The organism is Rhodococcus sp. MurmanLake-1 (genome assembly GCF_056945715.1).
Window position 1 is genome coordinate 1 of the sequence record NZ_JBWZNF010000013.1, and the last position, 17489, is coordinate 17489.

General features: G+C 62.7%; 7 protein-coding genes. All 7 read right to left on the reverse strand.

Translation table 11 applies throughout. The features are described from left to right. On the reverse strand, positions 1-11000 hold an 11000-nt coding region (locus AC2ETI_RS26590; RefSeq protein WP_483634670.1), incomplete at its 3' end, for an amino acid adenylation domain-containing protein. Positions 11001-11570: 570 nt separating this feature from the next. Further along, on the reverse strand, positions 11571-12176 hold the full coding sequence (locus AC2ETI_RS26595; RefSeq protein ID WP_174531772.1) for a 3-oxoacid CoA-transferase subunit B: 606 nt from the start codon (positions 12174-12176) through the stop codon (positions 11571-11573). Between the two features lie 41 nt (positions 12177-12217). Continuing rightward, positions 12218-12973: a CoA transferase subunit A gene (locus AC2ETI_RS26600; protein ID WP_446696213.1), complete on the reverse strand. Its 756-nt coding sequence runs from the start codon at positions 12971-12973 to the stop codon at positions 12218-12220. 3 nt (positions 12974-12976) lie between these two features. Then, positions 12977-13804 carry an HpcH/HpaI aldolase/citrate lyase family protein gene (locus AC2ETI_RS26605; RefSeq protein ID WP_020906880.1) on the reverse strand — a complete coding sequence of 276 codons (828 nt, stop codon included), beginning with the start codon at positions 13802-13804 and terminating at the stop codon, positions 12977-12979. After that, on the reverse strand, positions 13801-14289 hold the full coding sequence (locus tag AC2ETI_RS26610; protein WP_047889533.1) for a MaoC family dehydratase: 489 nt from the start codon (positions 14287-14289) through the stop codon (positions 13801-13803). Before AC2ETI_RS26610 ends, AC2ETI_RS26605 begins: the two co-directional genes overlap by 4 nt. Continuing rightward, positions 14286-15449 (reverse strand): acyl-CoA dehydrogenase family protein, encoded by a 1164-nt coding sequence (locus tag AC2ETI_RS26615; RefSeq protein ID WP_020906879.1) that lies wholly within the window; start codon positions 15447-15449, stop codon positions 14286-14288. The genes AC2ETI_RS26610 and AC2ETI_RS26615 overlap by 4 nt, the downstream gene beginning before the upstream one ends. Continuing rightward, positions 15449-17488, reverse strand: coding sequence for an acetyl-CoA carboxylase biotin carboxylase subunit (locus AC2ETI_RS26620; RefSeq protein WP_029254902.1), 2040 nt, complete (start codon positions 17486-17488; stop codon positions 15449-15451). Before AC2ETI_RS26620 ends, AC2ETI_RS26615 begins: the two co-directional genes overlap by 1 nt. Position 17489 lies beyond the last annotated feature (1 nt).

The following is a 17489-nucleotide window of genomic DNA, read 5'->3' on the forward strand; positions in this document are numbered from 1 at the left end:
ACCAACGACTCCGGACCACAACCCTGAGCAATCAACCTGCGCGCCAACCGATTCGACCGAACCGACAACTCACCATAAGACAACGACTCGCCACCGAACCGCACCGCGGTCCGATCACCAAACCGCGCAGCAGCATCATCGAACCACGCCGACAACGTCGAATCCACACCACGATCGATCTTGCCAGCACTGAAGCGGGACAGCAGGTTTCGTTCACCATCGACCAAGATGTCAACGTCACCCACCGCTACGGTGGGATCAGCAGTCACCGCACGGAAGGTCCGTACCAGCCGATCACCGAATTCCACAACGGTCGACTCGTCGAACAGATCCGTCGCATACGTCAACGAGGCGGACATTCCGGCGGGTGCGCCGGCCTCGTCGGTTCGTTCGGTCAGGGTCAACTGGAGGTCGAATTTCGCCAACGCAAGATCGGCACTTTCGATCGACACTTCGAGGTCGCCCAATTCGAGCGTTGCCTGTTCGTGGTTCTGGAACGTCAACGCCACCTGAAACAGCGGATGACGAGCCTGCGAACGAACCGGATCGAGAACCTCCACCACACGCTCGAACGGAACATCCGCATGCGCGAACGCCTGTAGATCCACTTCACGCGCCGAAGCCAACAGATCCGCGAACGACATCGACGGATCAACCTCGGTACGCAGCACCAAAGTGTTGACGAACATACCGATCAGATCGTCGAGCTGCGCCTCACCGCGACCCGCGATCGGTGTACCGATCGCGATGTCGGTCGTTGCGGACAAACGAGAAAGTACGACGGCGAGCGCTGCGTGAACAACCATGAACGGTGTCGAGTTACTGCTGTGCGCAATCGAATTGACAGCTTCGTGCAGAGTGGCGTCGATATCGAACTCGACCTCGGCTCCGCGCCCTGAAGCGACCTCGGGACGCGGACGATCGGCAGGCAGATCCAACTGCTCCGGAAGCTCAGCCAACGCATCCGACCAGAACGCAATCTGCTTCGCGATCACGGACTGCGGATCCTCCTCGGACCCGAGAACCTCACGCTGCCACAACGAGTAATCGGCGTACTGCACCGGCAACGGCGTCCAAGCCGGCACGGACGCTCGTGTACGTGCTTCGTAGGCAACCATCACGTCGCGGGTCAACGGGCCCATCGAGAAACCATCGGTCGAGATGTGATGCACCACGAACACCAGGACGCATTCGCTGTCGCCGACTTTGAAGAGCTTGGCGCGCAACGGGACTTCAGACGTCACGTCGAAGCCGACCGTCGCCAGCTCTGCGACGCCTGCAGCCAGGCGATCTTCCGTGATCGACACGGGGCTGAGATCGACAACAACGTCTCGAACGTCACGGATTTCCTGGTACCCGACGCCGTCGACGTCCGGATACAGCGTCCGCAGTGATTCGTGTCGGCCCACGACATCGAGCACGGCAGCGTTGAGAGCTGCCACGTCGAGGGCGCCCGAAATCCTGATCGCCGCCGGAACGTTGTTCACTGCCGACGCGGGTTCGAACCTGTTCAGGAACCACATGCGCTGCTGCGCCAACGAAAGTGGGATCCGAGCGGGCCGGGACTGCGGGACCAGTGGGGCCGTGGCACCCGAACCGGCGTGCAGCTCGAGCCGGAGCGCGAGTGACTGCACGGTCGACGCTTCGAAGAGCGCACGAACCGGAACGCTTGTGTCAAGCGCCTCCCCCAGCCGTGCGGCGACACGGGTCGCGATCAGCGAGTTGCCTCCGAGCTCGAAGAAGTCGTCGTCGCGGCCAACCTGTGCGACTCCGAGAACTTCGGAGAACACCTGCGCGACAGTCTCTTCGACGGTCGTGATCGGCGCCTGATACACCTTCGACTCGAACACGGGCGATGGCAGAGCTTTGATGTCCGTCTTGCCCGCGGTGGTCAACGGAATCGAATCGAGTACCAGTACCGAGTCGGGGACCATGTAGCCGGTCAGGAACGTCGACACCGACTCGATGACCTGTGCGGGATCCACCTCGGCGCCGGCCTGTGGCACCACGTATGCAACGAGACGATCTCCGAAGTGATCGTCGGAGCGAACAAGAGCAACAGCTTGCGCAACGCCCGCGCAACGGGTCAGCGCGGCCTCGATCTCGCCGAGTTCGATACGAAACCCACGGATCTTGACCTGGAAGTCACTGCGGCCCACGTACTCCACTGCGCCACCGTCGATCCACCGGACCACGTCACCCGTGCGGTACAACCGCTCACCCGGCGCCCCGAACGGGTCTGCGACAAAACGACCCGCCGTCAATGCCGGCTGTCCCAGGTATCCACGAGCGACCTGAACACCCGACACGTACAACTCACCTGCGACACCAACCGGCACAGGCTGCAAGCGGCCGTCCAAGATCCGCGCGGCCATACCCCGAATCGGGCCGCCGATGTTCATGCGATCAAACGCGGTCAGCGTATCGCTGATGTTCGAGGCGACCGTCGACTCCGTCGGACCGTACGCATTGAAGAATCCACGCACACCGCCATCCGGAAGCGGCACCGCCCACTTGGCAACGAGAGACCGCGAACTGGCTTCGCCACCGACGACAACCACCCGCAACGCGTCAAGCCCGCTCGGATCCACTGATGCCAGCGCAGCGGGCGTCACGAACGCATGCGTCACGCCCTCCGAACGCAAGATCTCGGCCAGTTCCGCACCGCCGTACACCGTCGTCGGCGCAATCACCATCGTCGACGCGGAGCCGAATGCCATCAGCAACTCGAGGACAGACGCATCGAAACTCGGCGAGGCGAAATGCAGCGTCCGAGCATCCGCGGTCAGCGCATAGCGCTCGACCTGCTCGGCACAGAAATTCGCCACACCGGCGTTGGTGACCACAACGCCCTTGGGCAGACCTGTGGTGCCGGACGTGTAGATGACGTACGCAGGCTGCCGCTCGTCGATCGCACTACGTCGATCCGAATCACTCACCGGCGCGCAGGATTCTGCCGCGCACGCCGCCACTGTCTTCTCGTCGTCGAGAACAACCCATGTCAACGCCGACGGCAATCCTGCCTCGACGTCACTGAGCGCAAGACCCAGCACCGCACCGGAATCGGAGATCATATGGGCGATACGGTCAACCGGATACGTCGGGTCGACTGGTACGAACGCAGCACCCGTTTTCGCGACTGCCCACAGAGCGAGAACCGAATCGGCCGAACGCGGAATCGCGATCGCGACCCGATCCTCCGGCCCGACGCCCTTCGCAATCAGAACACGAGCGAGTTGCGACGACCGCTCGTCGAGTTCGAGGTAGCTGATCGACTGACCGTCGAAGCGAATCGCATCCGCCGACGGATCCAAAGCGGCCGCCGCTGTGAGAATCTCGACCAGGGTTCCCGAGACCGACTGACCTCCATGAACATCGGCCAGCACACCCCGCTCGGCCGCATCGAGAATATCGATGTCACCGACGACAATCGAAGGAACCGACACGACAGTCTCGAGGATACGAACCAGACGCCGAGCAAACCCTTCGACCGTCGAAACGTCGAACAGATCTGCAGCAAACGTGAATTCGGCCGAGAGCCCTTGCTGGATCCCGTCTTCGCCGATCGACTCGGTTACTGCGAGTTCGAGGTCGAACTTGGCAGTGGTCGTGTCGATTTCGGCGGCCTTGATCGCCAGTCCCGGCAGTTCCAATGCCGTTTGCGCGAGATTCTGCAAGGACAGCACGACCTGGAACAGCGGATGTCTGGCCTGCGACCGGGCGGGAGCCAAGACGTCCACCAACCGCTCGAAGGGCACGTCCGAGTGAGCGAACGCTCCGAGCGCAGAATCACTCGCCGCAGCCAGCAGATCCGTGAATGCCTGGGCCGGGTCGACCTCGGTCCGCAGAACAAGCGTGTTGACGAACATGCCGACGAGATCGTCGAGCGCCTCGTCGCCACGACCGGCAACGGGAGTGCCCACGGCGATGTCCGAGGTTCCGCTCAGTCGGGCCATCAGAACGGCAAGCGCCGAGTGCAACGCCATGAAGAGCGTCGCGTTGTTCTCCCGTGCCAGCGCGTCCAATCGGCGGTGCACATCCCCGGAGATCTCGAACGCGAATCGCTCGCCGCGCATCGACGCCACATCAGGCCGAGACCGGTCCGACGGAAGCTCGATCACATCCGGTAGGTCTGCCAGAGTCTCGGTCCAGTACGAGATCTGCTGCGAGATCAGTGATTCCGAGTCGTCTTCCGACCCCAGAACCTCACGCTGCCACAACGAATAGTCGGCGTACTGCACAGTCAACGGCTGCCACGCCGGCGCGGTCCCATCCTTGCGTGCCGAGTAGGCAATCATGACATCGCGAGCCAGGGGCGCCATCGACCAACCGTCAGCGGCGATGTGATGAACCACGATCGCGAGGGTGTGCTCGGTGTCGCTGACCGTCAACAGGCGGACACGGATCGGCACGTCGACAGTGACGTCGATCGCTGAGGATCCGATTGCAGCGACTCGACTTTCGAGCTCGTCCGGATCCGAAACCGACTCCACGGTCAGTCCACCGAACGCCTCCGAAAGCGACAGAATCGACTGCTTCGGTCCGGAAGCCCCGTCCGGATATACCGTTCGGAGCACTTCATGCCGGGCCAGTACGTCCTCGAGCGCAGTTTCCATCGCGGCAGTATCGAGATGACCAGTCAGGTGCAGAGCAAAAGTGATGTTGTAAGCAGCTGAGTCGGTGTCGAAGCGGTTCAGGAACCACATGCGCTGCTGCGCCAGCGACAACGGAATTTCCGCGGGACGCACCTGTGCGACGAGCGCCTTCTGCCCGCCGCTACCTACGTGCGACTCGATGTGTGCGGCGAGCGCCTCGACGGTGGAAACGTCGAATAGCGTTCGCACCGGCACCGTAGTGTCGAGCGCCCGCCCCAATCGGGAGGTGACCTGAGTAGCCACCAGGGAGTTGCCACCGAGTTCAAAGAAGTCGTCGTCGAGGCCGACTCGTTCCACTCCGAGAACATCCGCAATCACCTGCGCGACAATCTCTTCCACCGGCGTGGTGGGTGCACGAAACTCGCGGACCTCGAACGTGGGAACTGGCAATGCGCGACGATCCAACTTGCCGTTCGACGTCAGGGGGATTTCCTCCACGATCATGAACGCGGAAGGAATCATGTACTCGGGAAGCTTCTCCGCGACGGCAGTCGTGAGCATCTCAGCTTCGAGGGACGTGTCACCGTCCGCGACGACGAACGCGACAAGTTGATCGCCGATCCGTTCGTCGTTGTGCATCAAGACGACGGCTTGCACGACTGACTCGAGCGACACGAGCGCGGCTTCGATCTCGCCCAATTCGATCCGCAGCCCACGCAGTTTCACCTGGAAGTCGCTGCGGCCGACATACTCCAACTGTCCCAGATCGTTCCACCGGACAAGATCGCCTGTCCGGTACATCCTGGAACCACCGTCGCCGAACGGATTTGCGACGAACCGTTCAGCCGTCACGTCGAACCGAGCACCGTAACCTCGCCCGACACCAACGCCAGCAACGTACAGCTCGCCGATCAGGCCGGCTGGGACCGGATGCAGACGAGAATCGAGCACAAACAAGTCGATGTTCGGAATCGACGTACCGATAGGCACACCGGCGCTGTGCTCGGATGTCGCGGACAGTGCCGAAACAACATCCGAAGCCTCAGTGGGACCATAGCTGTTGACGATTCGCACTCCAGCCCGCATCAGGTGCGAGAGCCTGGGGAGTTGGATCGGCTCACCGCCGAGGAAGACTACATCCAGTTGTGTGAGCACTCCCTCCGCATCTGCATCGGAAAGAGCGACGAAGGCGCTCGGCGACATGTTCGCAACACGGATGCCAGCTGATTCGACGATCCCGAGAATGGCATGCGGATCGAAACCATCTCCGCTCAAATGAAGCGGCACGCCACTACCGAGCGCTGCCCATATGTTCTTCTGCGTGAGGTCGAAACTCGGTGAGGACGCAACGAGGATCGGTCCGGCTTCGGGCAGTTCCGAGCGGTACCACGCGACAGTGTTCTCGATGCCTCGCATCGGTACCATCGTCGGCTTGGGACGCCCGGTCGAGCCGGACGTCGAAATCACATATCCGAGATGATCTTTCGCACCGACAGAAAGCCAGGGGTCGTCCTGGCGCTGAACGGCGGGCGCCGGTGGAAGATCAGACTTCACAACGAGTACCGGGATGTCGAGTTCGATGACGTCGACGGTCACGACACACACCGCATCGGTATCTTCCAGAATCGACTGGATGCGCTCCTGCGGGAAGCTCGGGTCGATGGGTGCGTACGCGGCTCCTACCTTCCATGCAGCCAGCATCGCCACTACCCATTGCCACGACCTGGGAACGGTCAACGCCACAACGTCGCCCGCACATACACCGGTCGCGGCCAGTTCCAGTGCGAGGAGACTGGACCGTGTGTCCAATTCCTCGTAGGTCAGTGTTCGATCGTCGTCCGCCACCGCGACGGCGTTCGGCTGAGCGTCTGCAGCCCGGTAGAAGGCCGACAGGATCGACAACTCCGGAGCACTACTGCGCGTTCCCGCCGACCAGTCGAGCACTCTTGCCGACTCGTCATTCCCGAACACGGCGATATCGCCGACCTTGGTATTTTGATCGTCGACGACGGCATTCAGGACGCGGATGAAACGCTCGGCGAACTTCACCATTGTCGAAGCATCGAAGAGATCGGTCGCGTAGGTAAGCGTCGCGTCCAGGCCTTCGAAGTCCGTTGCGCCCTCTTGCCCCTCGGACACCATCAGCTCGATGTCGAACTTCGCGATCGGCACCTCGAGTTCCGCCGCCACGGCCTTCACTCCAGAGAACTCGAGCTCGCGCCGTCCACTGATCTCCGCGGTCAACGCAACCTGGAACAGAGGGTGACGAGCCCGTGAGCGCGGCGGATTGAGAGCCTCTACCAGGCGCTCGAATGGGACATCCGCATGTGCGTACGCAGACAAGCCCGAATCACGAACTCGCTGAATCAAATTGGCGAATGACTCATCAGGATCGACCTCGGTGCGAAGCACCAGGGTGTTCACGAACATGCCGATCACGTCGTTGAGCGCTTGATCGCCTCGCCCGCCGATCGGGGCACCGATCGCGATGTCGGAGGTACCACTGAGCCGGCTCAACAGCGTTGCATATGCCGCCTGCAACACCATGAACAGCGAGACGCTCCTCGAGCGCGCCAACTCGTTCAACTTGCGCGTCGTGCGTTCGCTGATCTGAAAATGGTGCTTGGCACCGTGATTGGACGCGATGGCAGGACGAGGTCGGTCGGTCGGCAGATCCAACTGATCCGGCAAATCGGCAAGTGCCCGGCGCCAGAAGTTGATCTGGCGAGACGACTCCGAGCGCGGGTCTTCGTCGGATCCCAGTGCTTCGCGCTGCCACAGGGCGTAATCGGCATACTGAATCGGCAGCGGCGTCCACGCCGGCGCAGACTTCTCACTTCGCGCCGAGTATGCGACGAGAAGGTCACGTGCGAGCGGACGGAACGACAGTCCGTCTGCAGCGATGTGATGGAGAACCATCACCAGGACGTAGTCCGTCGGAGACACCTCGAAGAGGGCAACCCGTACCGGGATTTCGAGCGTCACGTCGAAGCCGCGAGACGCCACGTCGAACAGCGCCGCGTCGAGATGCGAATTCCGAATCTTGACCGGATTCAACTCCACCGCGGCCCGGTCGACCGGCAGAACCATCTGTTGCGCGGTTCCGTCGACATCAGGGTAGATCGTCCGCAAGGACTCGTGTCGCTCGAGAAGATCCATCACCGCGGCATGCAGGGCAGACGGGTCCACCGAACCGGTGAGCCGGACCGTGAACGGAAGGTTGTACGCCGGCGTCGACGGCTCGAGACGGTTGATGAACCACATGCGCTGCTGTGCAAGCGAGAGCGGGACAACCTGGGGACGAGGCTTGGCGATCAGCGGGGTGAGCTGCCGCGCGTTACCCGCCACAGACTCGGCGCGGGCCGCCAAGGTAGCGACCGTGGTGGACTCGAAAAGCTCTCGAACGCCGAGTTGCACTCCCAAGGCGGAACCCACGCGGGTCACCAACTGTGTTGCAACCAGCGAGTTTCCACCGAGTTCGAAGAAGTCGTCGTCGATACCGACGCGCTCGACACCGAGAACGTCGGCAAAGACGTCAGCGACAACCCGCTCGATTTCGGTGCGGGGCTCGCGGTACTGCTTCGCACTCGCGAACACCGGCTCGGGCAACCCGGCACGATCCAATTTGCCACTCGTGTTGAGCGGCAACGCATCGAGCACCATCAACGCGGCCGGAACCATGTACGAAGGGAGGCTTCGACCGGCGAACTCACTGAGCACCGCAGCATCGATGTTTCGGCCCGGGCCCGGCACTACGTAGCCGACCAATTGATCACCGGTCGGGGTGACGGTCACCAAGACAACAGCCTGGGAAACGTCGGGGTGTGCCAGAAGGACGGTCTCGATTTCGCCGAGCTCGATGCGCTGCCCACGGAACTTCACCTGGAAGTCGGTACGCCCGATGTAGTCGAGGTTTCCGTCCTCACGGCGGCGGACGAGGTCGCCGGTCCGGTACATACGCTCACCGGCCGTGCCGTACGGATTGGCTACGAACCGATCCGAGCTCAGGTCCGGTCGACCAACGTATCCGCGCGCGAGTTGAACGCCGGCGAGATAGAGCTCACCCGGCTGCCCGATGGGGGTCGGGCGAAGTTGTCCGTCCAGTACGTGCGCCTGAGTGTTCCACTGCGGCATACCGATCGGCACGGAAGTAGTATCCGTGGCCACGGCCTCGTAGTACGTGACCGATACCGCGGCTTCGGTCGGACCGTACAGGTTGTGCAGTCCGGCTCCACAGAGTTCACGGAAGGCGGAAGACGTCTCGGGCGGGAGCGCCTCGCCGATGACGAACACGTGGCGCAACGAATCACAAGATCCGGCAGGTGCATTCGCAGTGAACAGCGTGAGCATGGATGGCACGAAGTCGGTGATCGTGACGCCGAGCTCCGCGATCTTGTTCGCCACGTAGATCGGGTCTCGATGACCGTCCGGAGTCGCGACGACGAGCGTGGCGCCGACCTGCAACGGCATGAAGAATCCCCACAGCGACACGTCGAATGTCGTAGCGGTCTTCTGCAGGTAGATGTCCGACGCCGAAAGCTCGTACTCGGCGTTCATCCACTGAAGCTGATTGTTGATCGCCGCGTGAGTGACCGCGACACCCTTGGGTCGACCGGTCGAACCCGAGGTGTAGATCACGTACGCAGTGTTCGAGAAATGCAAGGGAGACAGGCGATCTGCGTTGACGATCGGCCTGCTGTCGAGCTGCCCGTAGTCCAGTGTGTCGATCTCGATGACCCGTGTGCCCGAGGGCAGATCCACGTCGTCCCGCGCAGTGGTCACAACACACGTGGGCTGCGCCGACTCGAGAATGTAGGCGGTGCGTTCCGCTGGGTGGTCGGGATCCACCGGCACCCAGGCTCCGCCAGCCTTGGCAATCGCGTACAGACCGACCATCAAGTCCAAAGACCTGCGGATCGACAGTCCTACAAGCGATTCGGGCCCAACACCCATGGCGATGAGTTGACGAGCCAAACCATTTGCGCGAGAGTCGAATTCGGCGTATGTGAGGCTGGCGCCTTCGAAAACGACAGCGGTGGCATCGGGAGTTCTCTCGACCTGACGCTCGAATGCTTCGGTGATGGTCTGCGAGGCAACGTGGAAGCCGGTGCGGTTCCACAAGGCAACCTTGTTTCGCTCCTCGTCGGTTGCGACAGGAAGATCCCAGACCTTGCGGCTCGTTTCGGCCGAGACGAACTTCTCGAGAAACTCTACGAACCGCGAGTGATTTCGCTGGGCGTCCGCGGGCGCGTACAGATTGGGATTCGACTCGAAGTCGATGTGTGTGCGGGTATCGCCGACGCTCTGGTACAGGTTGACACCGAGGTCTTCGATCAAACCCGTGGACAAGATGTGAAGCTCGCCGACAAGGGGCCCGAACGCCAACTCGGTGGAAAACATCATGATGTTGATCCACGGGCCGAAGAATCCGCCCCGGCCCGGCCCGTCACCGCCGCGAACCATGTCCTCGTGTCGGTATCGCTGGTGGCGCAGTGCGCCGGACATTTCGTTCCTGACGTCGTCCAGAAGCTCCTGGACGGTGGTGTCCGCAGTGACGGTCAGTCGCAGCGGCACGACGTTGGAGACCATGCCTCCGGATCGACGCAGCACGGCTGTCGTTCGACCGGAAACGGGCAGACTCAGCGACACGTCCTCTCGCCCGGTCATCTGAGCGAGGTACGCCGCAAACGCCGCGACGACAGTGCCGGCAACAGTGGTCTTCTCTACGCGCTCGAGGAACCGCCCGAGCAGAGCCTCGACGTGGTTGGACAGCGATGCACTGTCGATCCGACTGACTGGAGCAGGCGCGGCACTTCGACCCGCGAGGCTCGAGATCTCGTCGAGATTCTCGATCTTGTCTGCCCAGTACTTGCGATCGGTTTCGAAACGACTCGACTGGCGGTACTTGTTGTCTACCTCGTAGACGTTCCGGAGATCGGAGGCCTCACTCGGCTCCGGATCCCGGCCCTCCACGCGCGCTGAGTACAGCTCCGCCACGCGAGTGACGAACGTCGACGCACCGAAACCGTCGAGAATTGTGTGGTGGACCCGCGTGTACCAGTAGTAGCGGTTCTCGCCGAGGCGCAGGATCGTGGCAGAGATCAGTCGGTCCGTAAGCATGTCGATCGGCCGGCTGCGATCTGCTCGCATCCACCGCATGGCGGCGTCGTGCGAGTCGTCTTCACTACGAAGGTCTACGTAGCCGACTGAATCATCGAGTGTGGGGTCGATGATCTGGTACGGCTGGGCATCGATCTCGAAGATCCGCACGAAGGCCGACCCGATTTCGCGACCGGCGTCTGCACAGGCCTGGCGAAGGGCGTCAAGCTCCAGAGCACCACGGAGTTCGACGTACTGGGCGATGTTGACCGGTACTGCGGGATCAAGGTGCTGCGCGAACCACATACCGAGCTGGGCCGCCGAAAGTGGGAATGCGTCTGATCGCTGAACGTCTTCCGGCGAGCTGCCGACCTCCGGCTTGCCGCTCCCCAGTTCTCCGTTACCCAGCGAATTCACGCCCACAGCCTCTCTTCCACACCATTGCGCACCCGTGCGAGCCGAACGTCCGATTCGCAGCAGCTACCGACCTCATCCAACCTCGACGAGCCAGAACCACCCATTGTCTCCGATACATAGGTGACAAGAGAAATCCATACCCCGGTGTATCGACGGTTTTGCTGCAATTCGTTACAAATCGCCCAGCTCATCTACCCCCCGATCGCATTGCCGAAACGCACGGTTCAGACACTGTGCGCGACATCTCCACCCCTGGAACAATCAATTTGCTGCCGACGATCTGCACCCCCATCCACATCAGTCACCTCGGACAATTTACAGGCCCCTCAGCTACTTGGTGCCCGAGCTCGAACCAGATTCGACAGTCGCTGATCGAGACTATCTGTACACGCCGACAGACCGACGAAAGAACGCGCCGACCAGCGGTCGGCGCGTTCTTTCGATTGAAGGTACGAAGCTTCAGGAAAAACCCACACCAGTCACACTCTTCAGGTGTTCACTGGTGACACCTGGAGCCAGCTCCACAAGCTCCAGCCCGTCCGCGGTGACGTCCAGCACTGCCAGGTCGGTGATGATCCGGTGGACGACGCCCTGCCCGGTAAGCGGCAAGGTGCACGCCTCGACGATCTTGGGGTTTCCGTCGCGATCGGTGTGCTCCATCACGACGATGACGCGGCGGGCACCGTGGACCAGGTCCATCGCCCCGCCCATGCCCTTGACCATCTTGCCGGGGACCATCCAGTTGGCGAGGTCACCCGTCTTCGACACCTGCATCCCGCCGAGCACCGCGGTGTCGATGTGGCCGCCGCGGATCATCCCGAACGAGAGGGCCGAGTCGAAGAACGCGGCACCAGGATTGACAGTGACGGTTTCTTTACCTGCATTGATGAGGTCGGCATCGACCTGATCATCGGTCGGATACGGTCCGGTACCGAGGATGCCGTTCTCGCTGTGCAGGACCACCTTGACACCCTCGGGCAAGTAACTGGGGATCAGCGTCGGCAGGCCGATACCGAGGTTGACGTACTCACCCGGCCGCATCTCGGCAGCAGCGCGAGCGGCCATCTCGTGGCGGGTCCAACCGATACGAGTTTCCTCTGCGCTACTCACTTGGTACCTCCTGAGACGGTCCGCTTCTCGATCCGCTTCTCCTGTGGACCTGTGTGCACGACCCGCGCGACGAACACCCCAGGTAGGTGCACGTGCGCGGGGTCGATGTCGCCCGGCTCGACGAGGTTCTCCACCTGCGCGATGGTGATCCGGCCGGCCATGGCAGCAAGCGGGTTGAAGTTCATCGCCGTCTTGTTGAAGACGAGATTTCCTTCGGTGTCGCCGTAGTCCGCGTGCACGAGCGCGAAGTCAGCGGTGATCGCCTCTTCCAATACATACGTGCGGCCACCGAACACTGCCGTCGCCTTCGGTGGCGACGCCACGGCGATCGAACCGTCCGGGTTGTATCGCCACGGCAAGCCGCCCTCGGCGATCGGTGTGCCGACGCCGGCCGGAGTGTAGAACGCCGGGATGCCGGTACCGCCAGCTCGCAGCCGCTCGGCCAGCGTCCCCTGCGGCGTCAACTCCACTTCGAGCTCACCGGCGAGATACTGGCGGGCGAACTCCTTGTTCTCCCCCACGTACGACGCCGTCACCCTGGCGATCCGGTGCGCGCCGAGCAGAATGCCGAGACCGTAGTCGTCGACACCGCAGTTGTTGGAGAACACCTCGAGATCGGTGGCGTTGCCGTCGGCGATCGCCGCGATCAGTGCGTCGGGAATACCGCACAGCCCGAAGCCGCCCACTGCGAGCCTGGATCCGCTCGCGATGTCGGCAACTGCCTCAGCTGCCGTATTCACGACTTTGCTCATCCGTTAGTTCTCCTTCTGCTGAAAGATTCCGGCTCGGTGAAGAAGCTTCTCGGCGTGACGAAGAACGGGAGCGTCGACCATCTTGCCCTCGAACGCGAACACACCACGTTCAGTAGACACCGCGGCAAGCACTCGTGTGGCCCAGTCGATCTCTTTTTCCGAAGGTGCGAAGGCACCACGGATGACCTCGACCTGACTCGGGTGGATCGCAACCTTCACGTCGAAGCCGACTGCGACAGCATCAGCGGACTCGACGCCCAGGCCGACGAGGTCCTTGATGTCGAGATAAACGGAATCGACAGCCAACCGGCCGTAGCTCTTCGCAGCCAGGAGAGACGTCGATCGGACGTGCTTGGCAACGTCGCGGTACGAACCGTTCGGGTGCCTGCTCGAATTACCGCCGAGACCGGCCACAAGATCCTCGGCTCCCCACATGACACCGATGGCGTTCGCAGCAAGCGCGATGTCGGCCACGGCGAGGGCTCCTCGCGGGGACTCGACGAGTGCAACCACGTCCGCCGGTGCGAGCGAGAGGACGTCCTCGGCCGATTCGCACTTGGACAGCATGAGACGCGAATAGTGTGTGCCGTCCAGCGCGATCAGATCGAGTTCGTGATCAGGCGTACCGACCGGATTGACACGCACAATCGTCCGGTCCGGATCGAGAGGAGTGTCGATCAGGGCTGCACGTGCGGCTTCTTTGTCGGCCGGAGCCACCCCGTCTTCGAGATCGAGGATCACGACGTCGGCAACGGCGGCCGCCTTCGCGTAGCGCTCGGGACGATCCGCCGGGCAGAACAACCAGGCCGGCCCCGGTGGCGTCCACGTCATGAGGACACCTCGGCCGGGCGGAGCTGCACCAACGTCTTGCGCGTGGCAAGTGCGACGACATCGCCGTGCTGATTGCGCCCGGTGTGCACGAGCGTCACGATGCCTTCGCCCGGACGGCTCTTCGACTCACGCTTGTCCGCGATGAGCGTCTCGGCGTACAGGGTGTCCCCGTGAAAGAGCGGCTTCGGGAAGCTGATCTCGGAGAAACCGAGGTTCGCGACGATGGTGCCCTGCGTCAACTGCGCGACCGAGAGGCCGACGATGGTCGACAGGGTGAACATCGAATTGACCAGCCGCACACCGAATTGAGTGCCTTCGCTGTACGCAGCATCAAGATGCAGCGCCTGCGTGTTCATCGTCAGAGTCGTGAACAGTACGTTGTCAGCCTCGGTCACCGTTCGGCCTGGGCGATGCTCGTAGATCGCGCCGACCTCGAACTCCTCGAACCAGAGTCCGCGCTGAGTGATCTTCCTGGGGTTCGTCACAACCCTGCCTCACGGGCGATGAGCATCAACTGCACCTCGGTGGTTCCCTCACCGATTTCGAGGATCTTGCTGTCACGGTAGTGGCGCGCGACGGCGTACTCGTTCATGAAGCCGTATCCGCCGTGGATCTGGGTGGCGTCGCGGGCGTTGTCCATGGCAGCTTCGGAGGAGATGAGCTTGGCGATGGACGCCTGCTTCTTGAACGGCTTGCCCGACAACATGAGTGCGGCCGCGTCGTAGTACGCGGTACGTGCGACGTGGGCGCGGGCCTCCATACGCGCGATCTTGAACGCGATGGCCTGGTTGTGTCCGATGGGCCGACCGAACGCCTCGCGTTCCTTCGCGTACTTGATCGACTCGTCGACGCAGCCCTGGGCGGCACCGACGCTCAACGCGGAAATGGCGATGCGGCCTTCGTCGAGGATGCGCAGGAAGTTCGCGTAGCCGCGGCCACGCTCACCGAGCAGATTCTCTTCGGGGACGCGAACATCGGCGAACGTGAGGGGATGGGTGTCGGATGCGTTCCAGCCGACCTTGTTGTACGCGGGCTCGGCCGTGAAGCCGGGGGTCGTTGTCGGTACCAGGATGGTCGAGATCTCCTTCTTGCCACCGTCCTTGACACCCGTGACCGCGGTGACCGTCACGAGCTTGGTGATGTCGGTGCCCGAGTTGGTGATGAACTGCTTGTTGCCGTTGATGATCCACTCACCGCTGTCGAACTTCGCGGTGGTCTTGGTGCCGCCGGCGTCGCTACCCGCACCCGGCTCGGTCAGGCCGAAAGCAGCCAACGACTTTCCGCTGGTGAGCTGCGGGAGCCACTCTTCCTTCTGCGCCTCGTTGCCGAAACGGTAGATCGGCATGGCGCCGAGGGACACACCAGCTTCGAGAGTGATCGCGACGCTCTGGTCGACCTTGCCCAGCTCTTCGAGCGCCAGGCAGAGTGCGAAGTAGTCGCCGCCCATTCCGCCGTACTCCTCGGGGAACGGCAGGCCGAACAGTCCCATGTCGGCCATCCCGGCCACTACCTCGTACGGGAAGGTGTGGTTGGCGTCGTGCTCGGCAGCAACCGGTGCCACGACGGTCTTCGCGAAATCCGCAACCGTCTTGGCGAGCTGCTGGTATTCGTCCGGAAGCGCTCCGGTGGCAAGGTAATCGGACATCAGGCGTCTTCCTTCTGCGTCGTGTTCTCGGTCTTTTCTTCTGCAGTCTCTTCGTCCGCGACAGGTACCACGCGGGCCAGAACCTGATCCACCATCACCTGATCGCCCTGACGGACAAGCACTTCCACGATCCCGTCGATCGGGGACGTCAAGGAGTGCTCCATCTTCATGGCCTCGACAACGACGAGTGGTTGTCCCGCGCTCACTGCCGCGCCGTTCTCGACGTTGACTGCGATGACGGCACCGGGCATGGGGCTGGCGATTTCGGCGTCACCGGCATGCTTGTCCTCACCGCGAACGCTGACTTCGGCAACCTCGCGCACGTGCCAGGTTCCGCCGCCTGCCAGCCACAGACCACCATCGGTCTCGGCGACGACAAACGTGCGTCGGCGTCCGTCGATCACTACCGCCAGTTCGGATCCCGTCAGGGTCGCGCTGAATGCGCGCGGCTGTGAACCTTCGACCTCGACCTTTGCATCGGCGGGAACGCCGACGATCGCAACGTGCGACGTTCGGGTGCCGGCGGCGAGCCTGATGCTGGTCGGAGCGGGAGTTCCGACGCGCCATCCACTCGGGACGTCCCAGGGATCAACGGATTCCGAAGTTGTCCATCGCGAGAGCCAGCGATACGCCGCGGCAGCAATGAGAACCTCGTCGGAGGCGTCGGCCGCGACAAAGTCTTCGACGCGACGATCGAGCAGACCGGTGTCGAGGTTGCCCGCGATCACATCCGGATCAGCGAGGAGGAATCGTGCGAACTCGATGTTGGTCACGACTCCGAGCACTGCGGTGTCACCGAGTGCGCGATCGAGCTTGCGCAGTGCGCCCGCCCGGTCGGGGGCGTGGGCGATGACCTTGCTGAGCATCGGGTCATAGTCACTGCCGACGACGGTGCCCGCGAGCAGTCCCGAATCGACGCGCACGCCGGAACCTGACGGCTCGACCAGATCGACGACGCGGCCGCCGGTCGGCAGGAACCCACGGCCCGGATCCTCCGCGTAAACACGAGCTTCGATAGCGTGCCCGGTCAGTGTGATGTCGCTCTGGGAGAAGGCCAACTTCTCCCCTGCTGCCACACGAACCTGCCATTCGACCAGATCCAGTCCGGTCACCATTTCGGTGACGGGGTGCTCGACCTGCAGGCGGGTGTTCATCTCCATGAAGAAGAACTCGTCCGGCTTGTCGGCGGAGACGATGAACTCGACAGTGCCGGCGCCGGTGTAATCGACGCTTCGAGCGGTGTTGCAGGCTGCCGCGCCGATCCGGTCACGGGTCACCTGATCGAGCAGCGGCGACGGAGCCTCTTCGATGACCTTCTGGTGACGCCGCTGCAGGCTGCATTCGCGCTCACCGAGGTGAACGACGTTGCCGTGCTGGTCGGCGAGAACCTGGACCTCGATGTGCCGGGGCCGCAGGACGAATCGCTCGAGGAACAGGGTGTCGTCGCCGAACGACGACGCGGCCTCACGGCGGGCACTGCGTAGAGCCTCGGCCAGATTGGCCGGATCCTCGACCAGACGCATTCCCTTGCCACCGCCGCCTGCCGAAGGCTTGACCAACACCGGGTAGCCGATGTCCTCGGCCGCTGCGATCAGTTCTTCGTCGGTCAGATTCGGGCGAGCGATACCCGGGACCACCGGCACGTCGAACGCGGCAACCGCGTTCTTCGCGGTGATCTTGTCGCCCATCACCTCGATAGCCCGCTCGGAGGGGCCGAGGAAGGCGATTCCGGCGGCCGCGCAGGCAGCCGAGAACGCCGAGTTCTCCGACAGGAAGCCGTAACCGGGGTGAATACCCTGAGCACCGGTGGACTTGGCAGCGTCGATCACCTTGTCGATGACGAGGTAGCTTTCACGCGCCGCGGCCGGTCCGATGTTGACGGCAGTGTCGGCCTCGCGGACGTGGCGAGCATTCGCATCGGCGTCGCTGTAGACGGCGACGCTGCGAATTCCCAATTCACGCAACGTGCGGATCACGCGAACCGCGATCTCACCGCGGTTGGCCACGAGAACAGTATCGATAGTGCGCAACTCAGTCATT